The following is a 14,463-nucleotide window of genomic DNA, read 5'->3' as shown; positions in this document are numbered from 1 at the left end:
AAGAACGGGACTATAGGCAGCAGCCCGCCGCAGCCTTCACGGTTTTTGCGGTGATCGGCCGCAGGATTGACGGCCGCCATGGTGCGCGCCGCCGGGCGTGCGGACTCAGCGGGAAGGGCTGACCGCAGCCATCGGGGCCGGCGACAACAGTGCGTCGATGGGGCGCAGCGCCTCGGCGTCCAGGGTGCCGGCCGCCTGCCGCAGGCGCAGCTCGCCCAGCAGCACGGCATAGCGGGCGGCGGCCAGGTCGCGCTGCGTCTGGTAGAGCTGGGCCTGGGCGTTGAGCACGTCCAGGCTGACGCGCACGCCCACCTGGTAGCCCAGTTGCGTCGCTTCGAGCGCGCTGCGGCTGGAGGCCTCGGCGGCTTCGAGGGCGGCAACGCGGCTGCGCCCCGAGGCCAGGCCCAGCCAGGCCGTGCGCGTGGCCTGCGCCACGTTGCGGCGGGCACCGTCGAGCTGGGCGCGGGCCTGGTCTTCCAGGGCGAGCGTCTCGCGGATGCGGTTCTGCACCGCGAAGCCCGCGAACAAAGGCAGGTTCAGCTGCACGCCGGCCTGGGTGGCATGGACGGTGGTCGGCGTCGTCGTCGTCAGCGTGCCTTCCGGATTGCGATTGACCCCGTAGCTCAGCGTGGCATCGATGGTGGGCAGATGGCCGGCGTTGGCCTTCTCGGTCTCCAGGGCCGCCACGTCCACGCCGATGCGTGCCTGGGCGATGGCGGGATGGGCGTCCTCGGCCAGCGCGACCCAGGTGGCCAGATCGGCAGGCTGGGGCGGTACGGGCAACGCGGCGCCGGCTGGTGCCCACGGTGTGGCGCCGCTGCGGCCGACCAACTGGTCCAGGGCCACCTGACGCACCTGGCGGTCGTTTTCGGCCGCGATCTCCTGTGCGACGACCAGGTCGTAGCGGGCCTGCGCCTCGCGCTGGTCGGTGACGGTGGCGTTGCCGACATCGAAATTGCGCTGCGCCGTGGCGCGCTGTTCCGCCACGGCGGCTTTCTGGGCGCGGATGAGCCGCACGCTGTCCTCGGCCGCCAGCAGGTCGAAATAAGCCTGGCCCACGCGCACGATCAGGTCCTGCTCGGCCAACTGCAGTTGGGCCAGGGCCAGCGCGGCCTGGCGCTGGCCCTGCTGGTAGCTGGCCCAGTTGGCGGGGCGGTAGATCGGCTGCGTGGCCTGCACCCCGACCTGGGTCGTAGAGAAGTCACGCGGCCCGGTGCCGGCAGGCGTGCGGATGTCGGAGTCGGTGCGCGAGGCGCTGGCGGCAAAGCCCACCTGCGGCAGGATACCGGCCCGGGCCTGCTCGCCGCGGGCCGTGGTCGCCTCGGCCTGGGCGCGGGCGGCCTGGTAGCTGGCGTCGTAGCCACGGGCAGCGTCGTAGAGGCTGCCCAGGTTCTGGGCGGCGGCCGGCCCATGCAGGGCCAGCGTGGCGGCCGCCAGGGCCACCGCGCGAAGAACGAGCGGGCGCATGAGCGTGCGCCGCTCAGTAGCGGGGAACGGAAGGGTCGCGCTGCTGCGACCAGGCGTCGATGCCGCCGCTGATGTTGGCGACCTGCTCGTAGCCGTTGTGGGCCAGGAAGGCGGCCACCCGCTGGCTGCGGGCGCCGTGGTGGCACAGGCAGGCGATGCGCTGGGCCGGGTCCAGCTCGGCCATCCGGGCAGGGATCTCGTTCATGGGCACGGCCACCACGGTGAAGCCAGCCTCGGGCTTCACGCTGGCGGTCTGCAGCTCCCAGGGTTCGCGCACGTCGAGCACCACGGCCGGCGCGTCGGGCGTCTGGTCGAACCAGGCTTGCAGGTGGGCGGGAGGGACTTGGTCGATCATGGTGGCGCTGGGTGGGCAGGAGACCGTCCCTGGCGCCCCTTCGACGTCCCGGTCCGGCGCTTCGACAGGCTCAGCGCGAACGGATGGCGGTCGAGGCGCGGTCGGTGCCGGTCAGAAGTTGAAGCGCGAGGGCTCCGGGAAGTTCAGCAGGCGCGGGGCGATGGTGTCCCAGGGCTCCTGGGTGTCCCACTTGCCTTCGGCCGTGCGGGTGACGAAATGGGCGCGCATCACCGGCTCGTCGCCGACGATGGCCGCCAGCCGGCCGCCGATGTTCAGCGAGCCCAGCAGGTTCTGCGGGATGCGGGCGACCGAGCCGCTGAGCAGGATCACGTCGAAGGTCGGGCCGCTGGGCAGGGGATTGGCGCCGTCGGCATGGCGCACCTCGACGTTGCCGACGCCGTTGCGCTGCAGGGTCTGGGCGGCCGTGGCGGCCAGCGTGGGGTCGATCTCCAGCGTCAGCACGCGGGCGGCGCGGGCGCCGAGCAGGGCAGCCATGTAGCCGGAGCCGGTGCCGATCTCGAGCACGGAGTCGGTCTTCCTGACATGCAGGTCCTGCAGCAGCCGCGCCTCCATCTTGGGCGAGAGCATGACCTGGCCGGGGCCGTCACCGAGCGGGATGTCCATGTCGAAGAAGGCCATGCCGCGGTGGGCGGCGGGCACGTAGTCTTCGCGGCGCACTTCGGTCAGCAGTTCCAGGATCTCGAGGTCGAGCACGTTCCAGGGGCGGATCTGCTGCTCGATCATGTTGAAGCGCAGGGGATCGGTGACGAGGGAGGCGGTCATGGTGGGGGCGGGGCGACGCAGAACGGACAAAGCCCGGGATTCTAGGAGCCTGCCGCGCCGCCGTCCGCGGCCAGCCCCTGCCGGGTGCACATGCCGTGCAGCAGCAGGTCGGCCTGTGCGGCCAGATAGCGCGCCGGGTCCAGCGCGGCCGTGCCGCCACACACCTCGGGCGCGTGCTTCCACAGGATCATGAAGAGCAGCGGCGCCACCACGCCATGGACGGCGTGGTCCAGGTCCATGGCGCGGAATTCGCCGCGGGCGATCCCGCGCTCCAGGATCCGGCGCACCAGCGCATTGCCCGGCGCCACCACGCTCTGGTGGTAGAAGGCCGACAGCTCGGGGAAGTTGCGGCCCTCGCTCATCATCAGCTTGCTGATGCCCGACACCTGCGTGCTGCCCACGCGTTGCCACCAGGTGTTCAGCGCGTAGCGCAGCATGTCGGGGCTGCTGCCTTCGAAGGTCTCGAACTCCTGGTTCCACTCGGTGAAGCGGCCGGCCAGGTTCTCGGTGACGACCGCCTTGAACAGCTCCTCCTTGGAGCCGAAGTACAGGAACAGCGTGCCCTTGGAGACGCCCGCGCGGGCGGCGACGTCTTCCGATCGGGTGGCGGCAAAGCCCTTCTCGACGAACAGGTCGAGCGCCGCCTGCAGCAGTTCGCCCGGCCGGGCCTCCTTGCGGCGCGCGCGCTTGGCGCCGGTCATGGCGTCACGCAGTCGGCAGTGCAGGGAGGGAGAGGAACCCATGGGCGGGGAGACAAGCGAAATTAATGACCGGTTGGTTATTAATTATTGGCCACCGATTCCGTGGGCGTCAAGGCGAGGCGGCACAATCGCCGGTTTGCCCAGGAGAAGCGCCATGTCCGAGACCCCATCCGCATCGCCGCAGACCATCGTCCTCGGGGGCGGTTGCTTCTGGTGCACCGAGGCCGTCTTCGACCGCGTGGAAGGCGTGCTGGACGTGGAATCGGGCTACGCCAACGGGCATGTGGACCATCCCACCTACGAGCAGGTCTGCAGCGGCACCACCGGCCATGCCGAGGTGATCAAGGTGCAGTTCGACCCGGCCGTCATCGACCTGCGCGAGATCCTCCACATCTTCTTCGTCGTGCACGACCCGACCACGCCCGACCGCCAGGGCAACGATGTCGGGCCGCAGTACCGCAGCGCCATCTACACCACCGACGAGGCGCAACTGGCCACCGTGCGCGAGGTGGTGGCCGAACTGGCGAGCCACCAGGCCTATGGCGGCGTGCCCATCGTGACCGAGATCGCGCCGCTGCAGCGCTACTGGCCGGCCGAGGACTACCACCAGGACTATTTCGTCAAGCATCCCAACCAGGGCTACTGCGCCTTCGTCGTGGCGCCCAAGGTCGAGAAGTTCCGCAAGACCTTTGCCGAGCGGGTGAAGAAGGGCTGAGGCCCACCATCCCTGCACGTAAGAAAGAACCTCGCGCCCGCATGCCGCCCCGCTTCCTTCGCCCGACCGCCTCGCCTGCGCTGGCCATCGCGCTGGCGTGGGTGCTGGTGTTCGCGTCGGCGCTGGGGCTCATGCACCGCACGCTGCACATGCATGCGGGCGGGGGGCACGCGATTCAGGCAGAGACCCACGGTGGGGGTCATGGTCCTTCGCTGGCTGCCCAAGGCGTACACCCCCTGGTGCATGCCGCGCACCACGGCCTGGCGGCGCTGTTCGACGACCATGACGACGGCAGCGCGCTCTGCCTGATCCTGGACCAGCTCCAGCACGATGCGGCCATGCCCACCCTCGTGCTCCCTGTGCTGCCCAACCTGCCGCCTGCGGCGGTGTTCGCCTTCATGCAGGGCGAGGCGCTTCGGCGCTGGGTGGCGCTCTTCGACGCGCGCGGTCCGCCCGTCACTCGCTGAATCCCCCGAGCCCTGGCTTCTGCCGCCCGCATCTGCGTGGGCGGCAGCGGCCTGTTCATCGATTCGCCAGTGACCTCTCATGCCCCAGAAATTCCCTCGCAGTGCCATCGGCATTGCCGTTCTCACGCTCCTGTGCGTGCCTGCCTTTGCGCAGGACGCCCCCGCTGCCGGAAACACGCCGTCTGCCATCGCCGCCCAGCCCCAGACGCTGTCCACCGTCGAGGTCACCTCCGAGCGCCTGAAGAAGGCGCGCATGGAGCTGTCGCCCGAGACCGGCGCCACCGTCTACCGCATCGACCAGAGCGCCATCGGCGCGCTGGGCAAGGGCGACGCCACGCCGCTGGACGACGTGCTGCTCACCCTGCCCGGCGTGGCCAAGGATTCCAAGGCCTCCGGTTCGCTGCATGTGCGTGACGACCACGGCAACGTGCAGTACCGCATCAACGGCGTGCAGCTGCCCGAAGGCATCTCCGGCTTCGGCCAGACGCTGGATACGCGCTACATCGACTCGATCACCTACCTGACCGGCGCGCTGCCGGCCCAGTACGGGCTGCGCACGGCCGGCGTGGTCGACATCCAGACCAAGCAGGGCTTCGGCAAGCCCGGCGGCTCGCTGGGCTTCACCCTCGGCAGCCACAACACGCTGGAAGGCAGCGGCTCGGTGTACGGCACCCAGGGCAACCTGAGCTACTACCTTTCGGCCAGTGGCGTGGGCAACAGCCAGGGCATCGAGAACCCGCAGCCCACGCTCAATGCCCAGAACGACCGCACCCGCCAGGGCAAGACCTTCGGCAACTTCTCGTACTACCTGGACGACGACACGCGGCTGGGCCTGATGTTCGGCACCTACGACGGCAAGTTCCAGATCCCGACCAATCCGAACCAGACGCCGGCCTTCTCGCTGGCCGGCTTCAGCGACCTGGGCTCGGGCTACAACGGCCTGCCTTCGTCGCAGGTGCGCGAGCGCCAGAACGAGAGCACGCGCTTCGTTGCGCTGTCGTACCAGAAGTCGCTGGGCGCGCTGGACTTCCAGCTTTCGGCCTTCCACCAGTATTCGAGCCTCCACTACCGTCCCGACCCGGTGGGCGACTTGATCTACAACGGCGTCGCCTCGGACACCGAGCGCACCAACTCGTCCAACGGCCTGCAGGCCGATGCCTCGTACAAGCTGGGCGACGCCCACACGCTGCGCTTCGGCGGGCTGTACACGCGGGCCAGCACGCGCAGCCTCAATGCGGTGAACGTGTTCCCCGTTGACGATTCGGGCGCGCAGGTGGGCGACATGCCGGTGCTCATCAACGACAACTCGGGCAAGACGGGCGAGCTGGCCAGCCTGTACCTGCAGGACGAGTGGCGCATCGACCCGAAGCTCACCTTCAACTACGGCCTGCGCTACGACAGCGTGAACGCGTACACCAAGGAGCACCAGTGGAGCCCGCGGCTGAACCTGGCCTATGCAGCCACGGACAGCACCGCGCTGCATGCCGGCTTCGCGCGCTACTTCACCCCGCCGCCGCAGGAGCTGGCCTCTCAGCAGAGCATCAACCTCTACACCGGAACCACCAACCAGCCCGAGGTGGCCAACTCCGACGCGGTGAAGGCCGAGCGCTCGCGCTACTTCGACATCGGCGTGGACCAGAAGGTGGGCGATCACCTGTCGCTGTCGGCCGATGCGTACTACAAGCACATCGACAACCTGCTCGACGAAGGCCAGTTCGGCCAGGCGTTGATCCTGTCGCCCTTCAACTATGCGCAGGGCTTCGCGCGCGGGCTGGAACTGTCGGCGCGCTACAGCGACGACCACTGGGCCGCCTACGCCAACCTGGCCCACCAGAAGGCGATGGGCAAGAACATCGTGTCCAGCCAGTCGCTCTTCGGCGCGGACGAGCTGAGCTACATCGCCAACCACTACGTGTACCTGGACCATGACCAGACCTACACGGCCTCGGCCGGCGCCAGCTACCGCTTCGGCGACGACCAGGTCAGCGGCGACGTGATCTACGGCAGCGGCCTGCGGCGCACGCCCGACGGCGGCGCGCCCAACAGCGCCGCGCTGCCGCACTACACCGTGGTCAATGCCGCCTACTCCCACACCTGGAAGTACGGCGACGGCGGCGACGTGGTGGGCCGCATCGCGGTGCTGAACCTGTTCGACGAGAAGTACCTGCTGCGCGACGGCACGGGCGTCGGCGTGGGCGCGCCGCAGTACGGCACCCGCCGCAGCCTGTACGTGAGCATGACCACGCATTTCTAAGGTGAAAAAGCACCCCCCATGCCGCTTCGCGGCTCCCCCCTCCCTGGCGCCTTCGGCTTGGAGGGGGGCGCACCCCGAGGCCTGGCGAAGCCAGTTCCTCGGGTGCCCTGGCATGGCCTGCTCCGCGGCCGTTCGATCCTTGCCGCCGCGCCGATGTCAGGCGGCGCGGGTGCCACGCAGCGCCATGGAAAGCTGATCTGAAGGAGCTTCTGCGGATGAATCGCTCCGGGCCATCACGCATCGTCGCGCTCGCACTGCTCGTCGCAGTGTGGGTGATGACGACGCTCGGCCTGGTGCACGGCACCCTGCATGCGCCGGGCAAGCATCCGCATGTCGCCTGGCGAACGACTGCCACGACATCCGCAGCATCCGTCGCGCCCGCTGTACCGACTGACGGCGCCACCCTCCAGGCGCCGCGCCATCCCTGGCTGCATGCGCTGTTTGCGGACAAGACCGATGCCGAATGCCGGCTGTACGACGTGCTCTCGCACGGCGCCGGCCTGCCGGGCGTGCCGCTGGTGCTGCTGCCGGTGGCGCTGCCCGCGGCCACCTTCGCCTGCCTCCAGGTCCGCGCCATCTACCGATGGACCGTGCACTTCGATGCGCGCGGTCCGCCCGGCGCTCGCTGAATTCCCGTGCTTCCTCGACGCTGCCGCGACCGCCCTGTGCGGGCCGTGGCGGCACGTCTTTTCGAATTCAACGAGCTTCCTCATGACTCCCCAATTTCATCGTCACGCCATCGGCGCGGCCGTCCTCTTCGCCCTGTCCACGCTGGCCCATGCCCAGTCCGCGACCGAAGGTGCCACCCTGAACACCATCACCGTCACGGGCAATCCGCTCGGCGCCGCCGAATCCATCGCGCCGGTCGAGGCACTGTCGGGCAGCGCGCTGCTGTACCGCTCGCAGTCCACACTGGGCGAGACGCTGCAGGGCCTGCCGGGCGTCTCCAGCACCTACTTCGGGCCCAACGCCAGCCGGCCGACGATCCGCGGGCAGGACGGCGACCGCATCCGCATCCTCTCCAACGGCGGGGCCTCGCTCGATGCCTCGGCGCTGAGCTACGACCATGCGGTGCCCACCGACGCCCTCGTCACCGACCGCATCGAAGTGCTGCGCGGCCCCGGCGCACTGCTCTATGGCGGCAGCGCCGTGGGCGGCGTGGTCAACGTGATCGACAACCGCATCCCCACGGAGCCGATCAACGGTTTCGGCGGCCGCGCCGATGCCAGCTACGCCAGCGGCAGCAAGGAGGGCAGCGGCGCCGTGGTGCTCGAAGGCGGCAACGACCGCTTCGCGCTGCATGTCGATGCCTTCCGCCGCCATGCCGACGACGTGAATGCACCCACCTGGCTGGAGTGCGGCAAGGGCGGCGTCAACGTGCTGCAGAAGCGCATCTGCAATTCGGCCTCCGAGAGCCGTGGCGGTGCCGTCGGCGGCACGCTGTTCTTCGGCGGTGCCGGCTGGATCGGCGCCTCGGTCAGCGACTACCGCAGCAACTACGGCACCGTGGCCGAGGACGACGTCACCATCGGCATGCGCCAGCAACGCCAGGCCATCGAGGGCGAATGGCGCCCCGGCGGTTTCTTCACCAGCATCCATGCCAAGGCCAGCCACACCGACTACAGGCACACCGAGTACGAAGGCGGCTCACCGGGCACCACCTTCAAGAACAAGGGCAACGACCTGCGCATCGAGGCGCGCCACCGTCCCATCGCGGGCTTCGAGGGCCTGATCGGCCTGCAGAGCGAGCGCACGCGCTTCGCCGCCGACGGCGATGAGGCCTTCGCGCCGCACAGCCGCACGCGCAGCGATGCGCTCTTCCTGTACGAGGAACTGCCGCTGTCCTGGGGCAAGCTCAGCTTCGGTGCGCGCACCGAGCGGGTGAAGGTGTCGTCGCAGGGCTATCCGGACGACCTCTCCATCACCCGCTTCGCGCTGGGCGAGCGCAGCTTCAACCCACACAGCGCCTCCTTCGGCCTGCTCTACAACGTGGCGCCGCAGTGGCAGATCACGGGCAACCTGGCCTACACCGAGCGCGCGCCCAAGGACTATGAGCTGTTCGCCAACGGCCCCCACGTGGCCACCGCAGCCTGGGAGGTGGGCGATACCAATCTGCAGAAGGAGCGCTCGCTGGGCGCCGACATCGGCGCGCAGTGGAAGTCCGGGCCCCACAACGCGCGCGTCAACGCCTACTGGTCGAAGTTCCGCAACTACATCGGCCTGACGGCCACCGGCAACCTGCGCAACGACGAGGGCGAGTCCTTCGCTGGCGGCTCGGAAGAGGCTTTGGCCGCAGCGCTCGACGAGGAACTGCTGGCCGAATACGTCTACCGCGGCGTGCGGGCGCGATTCACCGGCATCGAGGCCAGCGGCAGCCTGCGCCTGCTGGGCAACGATGGCCTGCGTCCGCAGGCCGGTGGCAACCTCGACCTGGAATGGCGCGCCGATGCCGTGCGTGCCACCAACACCGACACCGGCGAGCCGCTGCCGCGCATCGCCCCGGTGCGCGTCGGCGCCACGCTGGCCTGGACCAGCGGGCCCTGGAGCGCGCGCGTCGGCTTCGACCACTATGCCGCGCAGAAGCGCGTGCCGGCCACCGACCGCGCCACGGACAGCTACACCTTGTGGAACGCTTCCCTCGGCTACCGCATGAAGGTGCAGCGCGCCAGCCTGCTGTGGTACGCACGAGTGGACAACCTGGGCAACGAACTGGCCTACAGCGCCACCTCGATCCTGACCACCACCGTCTACCCCCGCGCGCCGCTGCCCGGCCGCAGCGTGAAGGTGGGCCTGCGCGTCGATTTCTGATCGGCCGCCGAGGCGCGGGGCAGGGCGGTCCACCACCCGGCCCCGCGCCTATGCCATTCGGCGGACCGGCCATTCGGCAAGCGTTCGCCGTGACATAGTTCCTCTACATTCTTCGGGATGATGTTCCACACGGCTCGCCTGGACGGCCGGACAGCGGGCCCTGCCGCGCCGTCCGGCGTCTGCGTGCGCGTGGGTTGAGCGCGAATGCGCGGGACGGCGCTCGCAGGGGCGTGGATGCTGGGCGTGGGCGGATGGCTGGCACCTGCCGTGCCCGTGGTCGCGGCCGATGCGCCGCCGCCGTGCCCGACGCCCTGCCTGGCCCTGCCGCGGACGGCGCCGACGCCTGCCCCTGCCGAGGCCGCGCCGCCCGCGCCCCGTCCGGCCGCGCGCAGCCGGCCCGCGCCGGCCACCGCGCCCGTGTCCACCGAAGCGGCGGCGCCCCCGCCGCCACCACGCCCGCCGGCCTCGCGCCGGTGCATCGACATCAACATGCGCGCCGCGGTGGGAGAACCGCTGTCGGCGCAGGACATGGCCTACCTGAGGAGCGAATGTTGAATCCGTCTGCCGTTGCCGCTGTTGTTCTCCGTGCCTGGATGCGCCTGTGGGCGCTGCTGCTGATCGCGGCTGCGGGCACGCTGCTCGCCGCGTGTGCCAACAAGGCCGCGCCTTCCACCGAGGTCATGCCCTTCGACCGCGCCGTGCAGCAGGCGGTGGACGACCTGATGGTGCAGACGCAGAAGATGCCGGCCTTCCTGGCCCGCGTCGAATCGCGGCTGCAGAAGAGCCGCATCGTCATCGACCCGTTGCTCGACGGCACCACCGGCCAGCAGACCGAAGTGACGCAGGCCGCCCAGCAGCGCATCGTGCAGCGCATGCAGGAGCGCTTCAGCCAGTTCACCGTCAACCAGGTCGACAGCCAAGCCGTGGAGCAGGCGCAGTACGTGCTCAGCGGCACGCTGACCCGCCAGGCCGATGCCTCGGCCGGCCGCTGGCAGCTGGCCCTCGCGCTGACCGAGCTCAAGAGCGGCACCGTGGTCGCGCAGACCGTGGCGCGCATCGCCGACGAGAAGCTGGACACCCGGCCCACCGCCTTCTACCGCGACAGCCCCGTCAGCACCCGCGACCGTGCCGTCGACGGCTACATCCGCACCAGCCAGACGCCGGCCGGCCAGCAGGCGGATGCGCTGTACCTGCAGCGCCTGCCCACCACCGCCGTGCTGCAGGAGGCCATCGACGCCTACGCGGCCGGCCGCTGGCAGGAGGCGCTGACGCGCTACGAGGCCGCCGCCCAGCGGCCCGACGGCCAGCAACTGCGTGTCTACAACGGCCTGTACCTCACGCAGATGCAGCTGGGCCGCACTGCGGACGCCGAGCGCAGCTTCGGCCAGTTGGCCAAGCTGGGCCTGGAGGCCAGCAAGCTGAGCGTGAAGTTCCTCTTCCGGCCCGGCTCCACGGAGTTCCTGAGCGATTCGCGCATCAGCGGCGTCTATCCGATGTGGCTGCGCCAGATCGCCCGCCAGGCGGCGCAGATGAGCAACAACTGCCTGCTCGTGACGGGCCACACCAGCCGTACCGGCTCGGAATCGGTCAACGAGCGGCTGTCGCTGCAGCGCGCGACCGTGGTGCGCATGCGCCTGGCCGCCGAGGCACCCAGCCTTGCCAAGCGCCTCAAGGAGGCCGGCATGGGCTTCCGCGAGAACATCGTCGGCACCGGTGCCGACGATGCCAGCGACGCGCTGGACCGGCGCGTGGAATTCAAGGTCGAGGATTGCGCCGCCTCCGCTTGAGGCTGCGGGATTTCCTCAGGGCGCCCCGGGGGGTTCACGTTCTTTCAGCCACGGCAGAGCCCGCGGCGGCAATGACTGCAATAGCGCCCGCGGCGCTCGGAATCAATCCTCCATTTGGTTGGGGTTGAATCGGGCGCGTATTGCGATTTAAGCGCGCGGGTCTGTCCGGGTGAATTGATCGGGATCCGTCCAATTCGCCCGCCCCGGGCCCCTGCAACACTTGCAATGATCGCGGACGATGCTCCGCATGTGTAAGTTAGTTAACAAAAACGGGGCATCTGGACGTTCGTCTCCAGCCGGGCGCTCGCTAGCATGAGGCGAGTCCTGGCCATTTTGCAAAGGCAGTCTTTTGCGGAGACACATTGAAATGACAACGCAGGAACCGCTTGCAGGCGTCACACACCCCCTGTCCGCGCCCCTTCCATTTCATTTGTGGCGTCGACCGGTTTTTCATCGGATCGCCGGTGCTTCGGCCCTTTATTTTCTTTTCTCGGCCAGCGCTACGGCGGCAACCGCGGCCAATTGCCAGGGCGCCCAGAATTCCGGTTCGAGCACCGGAATTTCAGTGAATCTGACGACGTCGGCGGGTGCCTGCGCCGACGGCCCCGTCGCCACGGCGATCGGCAGCGTCGCCATCGGCGCGCAGGCGCAGGCGGTGCCGCTGAACGCGGTGGCCGTCGGTGCCCAGGCCACCTCGGCGGGCGAGGCCTCGGTGGCGGTGGGGGCCGGCGCCAGCACGGGTCCCAATGGCCGGGGCGACCTGGCCTTCGGCGAGAACGCCCGTGCCAACGGCGGCGGCGCCTCCGCCTCGGCCGTGGCCGTGGGCTCCAACAGCTTTGCTGCTGCCGGCACGGTGGCGGTGGGTGGCTATGCCAATGCCTCCGGTGCGCGCGCGTCGGCCCTGGGTGACCAGTCGGTCGCTGCCGGCGCGCGCAGCCTGGCCGCGGGCGAGAGTTCGCGCGCCACGGCGGATGGGTCCGTGGCTCTGGGCTCCATGGCGCAGGCCAATGCGGCCAGTGGCATCGCCCTGGGGCAGTCGGCCAACGTGGGGGGCGCGGCCGGCCTGGCCATCGGCACCCGGGCCGCCGCGATGGGCAATGCCGGCGCCATCGCGCTGGGCAGCGACAGCAATGCCGGTGCCGACGGCGCCATCGCCGCGGGCAATCGCGCGCAGGCCACCGGGGCCTATGCCGTGGCCATCGGCAGCAATGCCATGGCCACTCAGGCCGGCAGCGTGGTGCTGGGGCGCAACAGCCAGGACCGTGCCGCCGCCCAGGTCGCCGGCGGCACGGTGGGCGGCGTCAACTATGCCTATGCCGGCACCGCGAGCGGGGTGGCGAGCATCGGCGCTGCGGGCGCCGAGCGCCAGCTGATCCACCTGGCACCGGGCAGCGTCAGCGCCGCCAGCACCGACGCGGTCAACGGCAGCCAGCTCTATGCGGCGCAGCAGGCCATCGACTCGGTCAAGGCCAGCACCGACGCCGGCTGGCGGCTGAGCGTCAATTCGGCCGACGACCGCAAGGTCTCCGCCGGTGACACGGTGGACGTGAGCCAGGGCTCCAACATCTCTGTCGAGCGCACGGCCAACGGCCTGCGCGTCTCCACCGCCCGGGACGTGAACTTCGACAGCGTGACGGTGGGCACCAACGTGCTGAGCGCCACCGGCCTGCAGATGGGCAGCGCGGTCAACCTCGGGCCGCAGGGCCTGGTGATCGTGGGCGGGCCGAGCGTGACCGCCAGCGGCATCGATGCCGGTGGCGCGGCCATCGCCAACGTGGGCAACGGCGTCAAGGCCTCCGATGCCGTCAACCTCGGCCAGCTGCAGGCCGCGGTGCAGGGGGTGAACACCGAGCGCTGGGTCAGCGGCTCGGCCACGCAATATGCGGCGCCCACGGCCACCGGCGCCGACGCGCTGGCCGCGGGCAGCGGCGCGCAGGCCTCCGGCGACCAGTCGACGGCCCTCGGTGCCGGCGCCAAGGCGACCGAGGCCAACAGCGTCGCGCTGGGCAATGGCAGCACCACCCGGGCCGCCACCTCCACGGCCGGGACCGTGCTCGATGGCACGCAGTACAGCTTTGCGGGCGGCACCGCGGCCGGTGTCGTCAGCGTGGGCCAGGTCGGCGCCGAGCGACAGATCCAGAACGTCGCGGCCGGTCGCCTGAGTGCCGACAGCACCGATGCCGTCAACGGCAGCCAGCTCTATGCCACCAACGATGCGATCGGCGCCCTGGTGGCCCGGCTCGCCGCGACCGAGGCCAGCCGCACGCACTACGTGGGCGTGAACGATGGCGGCACGCCCGGTGGCAACTACAACAACGACGGCGCGACGGGCCTGCTTTCCACCGCCATCGGCGTGAATGCCGCGTCGGCTGGCGCGAGCAGCGTGGCCCTGGGCGCCGGCGCCACCTCGGGGGCTGGCCAGTCGGTGGCCATCGGCGGCGCGGCGGTGGCCAGCGCGACCGGCGGCGTGGCCCTGGGCGCGGGCGCAGTGGCCGACCGCGCCGGCATGAACGGCGCGAGCGAGGCCTTCAGCGGCGTGCGCGTCGCCTCGACGGCGGGCGCGGTGTCGGTGGGCAGCGCGGGCGCCGAACGGCAGATCACCAACGTGGCCGGCGGCACCGCCGACACCGATGCCGTCAACGTTCGCCAGCTGCGCTCGGTTCAGCAGTCCAGCGTCGCCTACGCCACCCGCGCCGACGGCAGCACCGACTATTCGTCGGTGGTGCTCGGCAACGGGCAGGCGCCGCAGGGCACCGTCATCTCCAACGTGGCGCCGGGCGTCAAGGGGACGGACGCCGTCAACCTCAACCAGCTGCAGGCCGGCGTGGCCAGCGCCAATGCGTACACCGACGCCGTCGCCGGGTCGCTGAAGCAGAACATCGACCAGGTGGCCCGCAAGGCATCGGCGGGCACCGCCGCGGCCATGTCGATGGAGACTGCGCCGTACCTGGCCGGCAAGGTCACCTATGGCGCCGGCATGGGCTACTACGGCGGGCAGTCGGCCTTCGGCATGTCGCTGCGCAGCACCTCGGGCGACGGCCGCTGGAGCGTCAATGGCGGCGTGTCGGCCGACACGCAGGGCAGCGTGGGCATCCGCGTGGGCCTGTCCGGGGCCTTCGAGTGAGC

At 70.3% G+C, this 14,463-nt stretch carries 12 protein-coding genes; 8 read left to right on the top strand and 4 right to left on the bottom strand.

The annotated features are described in order from the left end of the window. Window positions 1-105 precede the first annotated feature (105 nt). The 4 genes from ABIC63_RS04225 to ABIC63_RS04210 all read right to left on the bottom strand — a co-directional run bounded on the left by ABIC63_RS04225 (window position 106) and on the right by ABIC63_RS04210 (window position 3,306). Window positions 106-1,467: a TolC family outer membrane protein gene (locus ABIC63_RS04225; protein WP_354318812.1), complete on the bottom strand. Its 1,362-nt coding sequence runs from the start codon at window positions 1,465-1,467 to the stop codon at window positions 106-108. Window positions 1,468-1,480: 13 nt separating this feature from the next. Further along, window positions 1,481-1,822, bottom strand: coding sequence for a rhodanese-like domain-containing protein (locus ABIC63_RS04220; RefSeq protein ID WP_354318811.1), 342 nt, complete (start codon window positions 1,820-1,822; stop codon window positions 1,481-1,483). Window positions 1,823-1,933: 111 nt separating this feature from the next. Next, the gene (locus ABIC63_RS04215; RefSeq protein ID WP_354318810.1) at window positions 1,934-2,605 is read right to left on the bottom strand and encodes a protein-L-isoaspartate O-methyltransferase family protein; all 672 of its coding nucleotides are present in this window, start codon (window positions 2,603-2,605) and stop codon (window positions 1,934-1,936) included. Window positions 2,606-2,646: 41 nt separating this feature from the next. Further along, window positions 2,647-3,306 (bottom strand): TetR/AcrR family transcriptional regulator, encoded by a 660-nt coding sequence (locus ABIC63_RS04210; RefSeq protein ID WP_354318809.1) that lies wholly within the window; start codon window positions 3,304-3,306, stop codon window positions 2,647-2,649. A 154-nt stretch (window positions 3,307-3,460) separates the two neighbouring features. Between ABIC63_RS04210 and msrA the strand changes: the two genes are divergently transcribed. From msrA to ABIC63_RS04170, 8 genes are all read left to right on the top strand, one after another. Next, window positions 3,461-4,021: a peptide-methionine (S)-S-oxide reductase MsrA gene (gene msrA / locus ABIC63_RS04205; RefSeq protein ID WP_294369795.1), complete on the top strand. Its 561-nt coding sequence runs from the start codon at window positions 3,461-3,463 to the stop codon at window positions 4,019-4,021. 41 nt (window positions 4,022-4,062) lie between these two features. Beyond that, a complete protein-coding gene (locus tag ABIC63_RS04200) occupies window positions 4,063-4,488 on the top strand; it encodes a hypothetical protein (protein WP_354318808.1) in 426 nt (141 codons plus the stop codon). A gap of 79 nt (window positions 4,489-4,567) precedes the next feature. Further along, entirely contained in the window at window positions 4,568-6,742 is a 2,175-nt protein-coding gene (locus ABIC63_RS04195; protein ID WP_354318807.1) for a TonB-dependent receptor, read from the top strand. 215 nt (window positions 6,743-6,957) lie between these two features. Beyond that, window positions 6,958-7,371: a hypothetical protein gene (locus ABIC63_RS04190; RefSeq protein ID WP_354318806.1), complete on the top strand. Its 414-nt coding sequence runs from the start codon at window positions 6,958-6,960 to the stop codon at window positions 7,369-7,371. Between the two features lie 82 nt (window positions 7,372-7,453). Continuing rightward, window positions 7,454-9,550, top strand: a complete 2,097-nt coding sequence (locus tag ABIC63_RS04185; protein WP_354318805.1) for a TonB-dependent receptor — start codon at window positions 7,454-7,456, stop codon at window positions 9,548-9,550. Window positions 9,551-9,754: 204 nt separating this feature from the next. Then, window positions 9,755-10,105 (top strand): hypothetical protein, encoded by a 351-nt coding sequence (locus ABIC63_RS04180; protein ID WP_354318804.1) that lies wholly within the window; start codon window positions 9,755-9,757, stop codon window positions 10,103-10,105. After that, window positions 10,102-11,337: an OmpA family protein gene (locus tag ABIC63_RS04175; RefSeq protein WP_476345029.1), complete on the top strand. Its 1,236-nt coding sequence runs from the start codon at window positions 10,102-10,104 to the stop codon at window positions 11,335-11,337. The genes ABIC63_RS04180 and ABIC63_RS04175 overlap by 4 nt, the downstream gene beginning before the upstream one ends. A gap of 565 nt (window positions 11,338-11,902) precedes the next feature. Next, window positions 11,903-14,461: a YadA family autotransporter adhesin gene (locus ABIC63_RS04170; RefSeq protein WP_354318803.1), complete on the top strand. Its 2,559-nt coding sequence runs from the start codon at window positions 11,903-11,905 to the stop codon at window positions 14,459-14,461. Window positions 14,462-14,463: the final 2 nt, after the last annotated feature.

Origin of the sequence: Pseudacidovorax sp. 1753 (assembly GCF_040544975.1) — a bacterium.
In the GTDB taxonomy this organism is placed as follows: Bacteria; Pseudomonadota; Gammaproteobacteria; order Burkholderiales; family Burkholderiaceae_C; genus Xenophilus.
This window is presented reverse-complemented; position numbering and strand designations above follow the sequence as displayed.

Excerpts from the sequence above, each read along its gene's own strand:
- ABIC63_RS04225 (WP_354318812.1), bottom strand. The coding sequence starts at position 1,467 with ATGCGCCCGCTCGTTCTTCGCGCGGTGGCCCTGGCGGCCGCCACGCTG.
- ABIC63_RS04220 (WP_354318811.1), bottom strand. The coding sequence starts at position 1,822 with ATGATCGACCAAGTCCCTCCCGCCCACCTGCAAGCCTGGTTCGACCAG.
- ABIC63_RS04215 (WP_354318810.1), bottom strand. The coding sequence starts at position 2,605 with ATGACCGCCTCCCTCGTCACCGATCCCCTGCGCTTCAACATGATCGAG.
- ABIC63_RS04210 (WP_354318809.1), bottom strand. The coding sequence starts at position 3,306 with ATGACCGGCGCCAAGCGCGCGCGCCGCAAGGAGGCCCGGCCGGGCGAA.
- msrA (WP_294369795.1), top strand. The coding sequence starts at position 3,461 with ATGTCCGAGACCCCATCCGCATCGCCGCAGACCATCGTCCTCGGGGGC.
- ABIC63_RS04200 (WP_354318808.1), top strand. The coding sequence starts at position 4,063 with ATGCCGCCCCGCTTCCTTCGCCCGACCGCCTCGCCTGCGCTGGCCATC.
- ABIC63_RS04195 (WP_354318807.1), top strand. The coding sequence starts at position 4,568 with ATGCCCCAGAAATTCCCTCGCAGTGCCATCGGCATTGCCGTTCTCACG.
- ABIC63_RS04190 (WP_354318806.1), top strand. The coding sequence starts at position 6,958 with ATGAATCGCTCCGGGCCATCACGCATCGTCGCGCTCGCACTGCTCGTC.
- ABIC63_RS04185 (WP_354318805.1), top strand. The coding sequence starts at position 7,454 with ATGACTCCCCAATTTCATCGTCACGCCATCGGCGCGGCCGTCCTCTTC.
- ABIC63_RS04180 (WP_354318804.1), top strand. The coding sequence starts at position 9,755 with ATGCGCGGGACGGCGCTCGCAGGGGCGTGGATGCTGGGCGTGGGCGGA.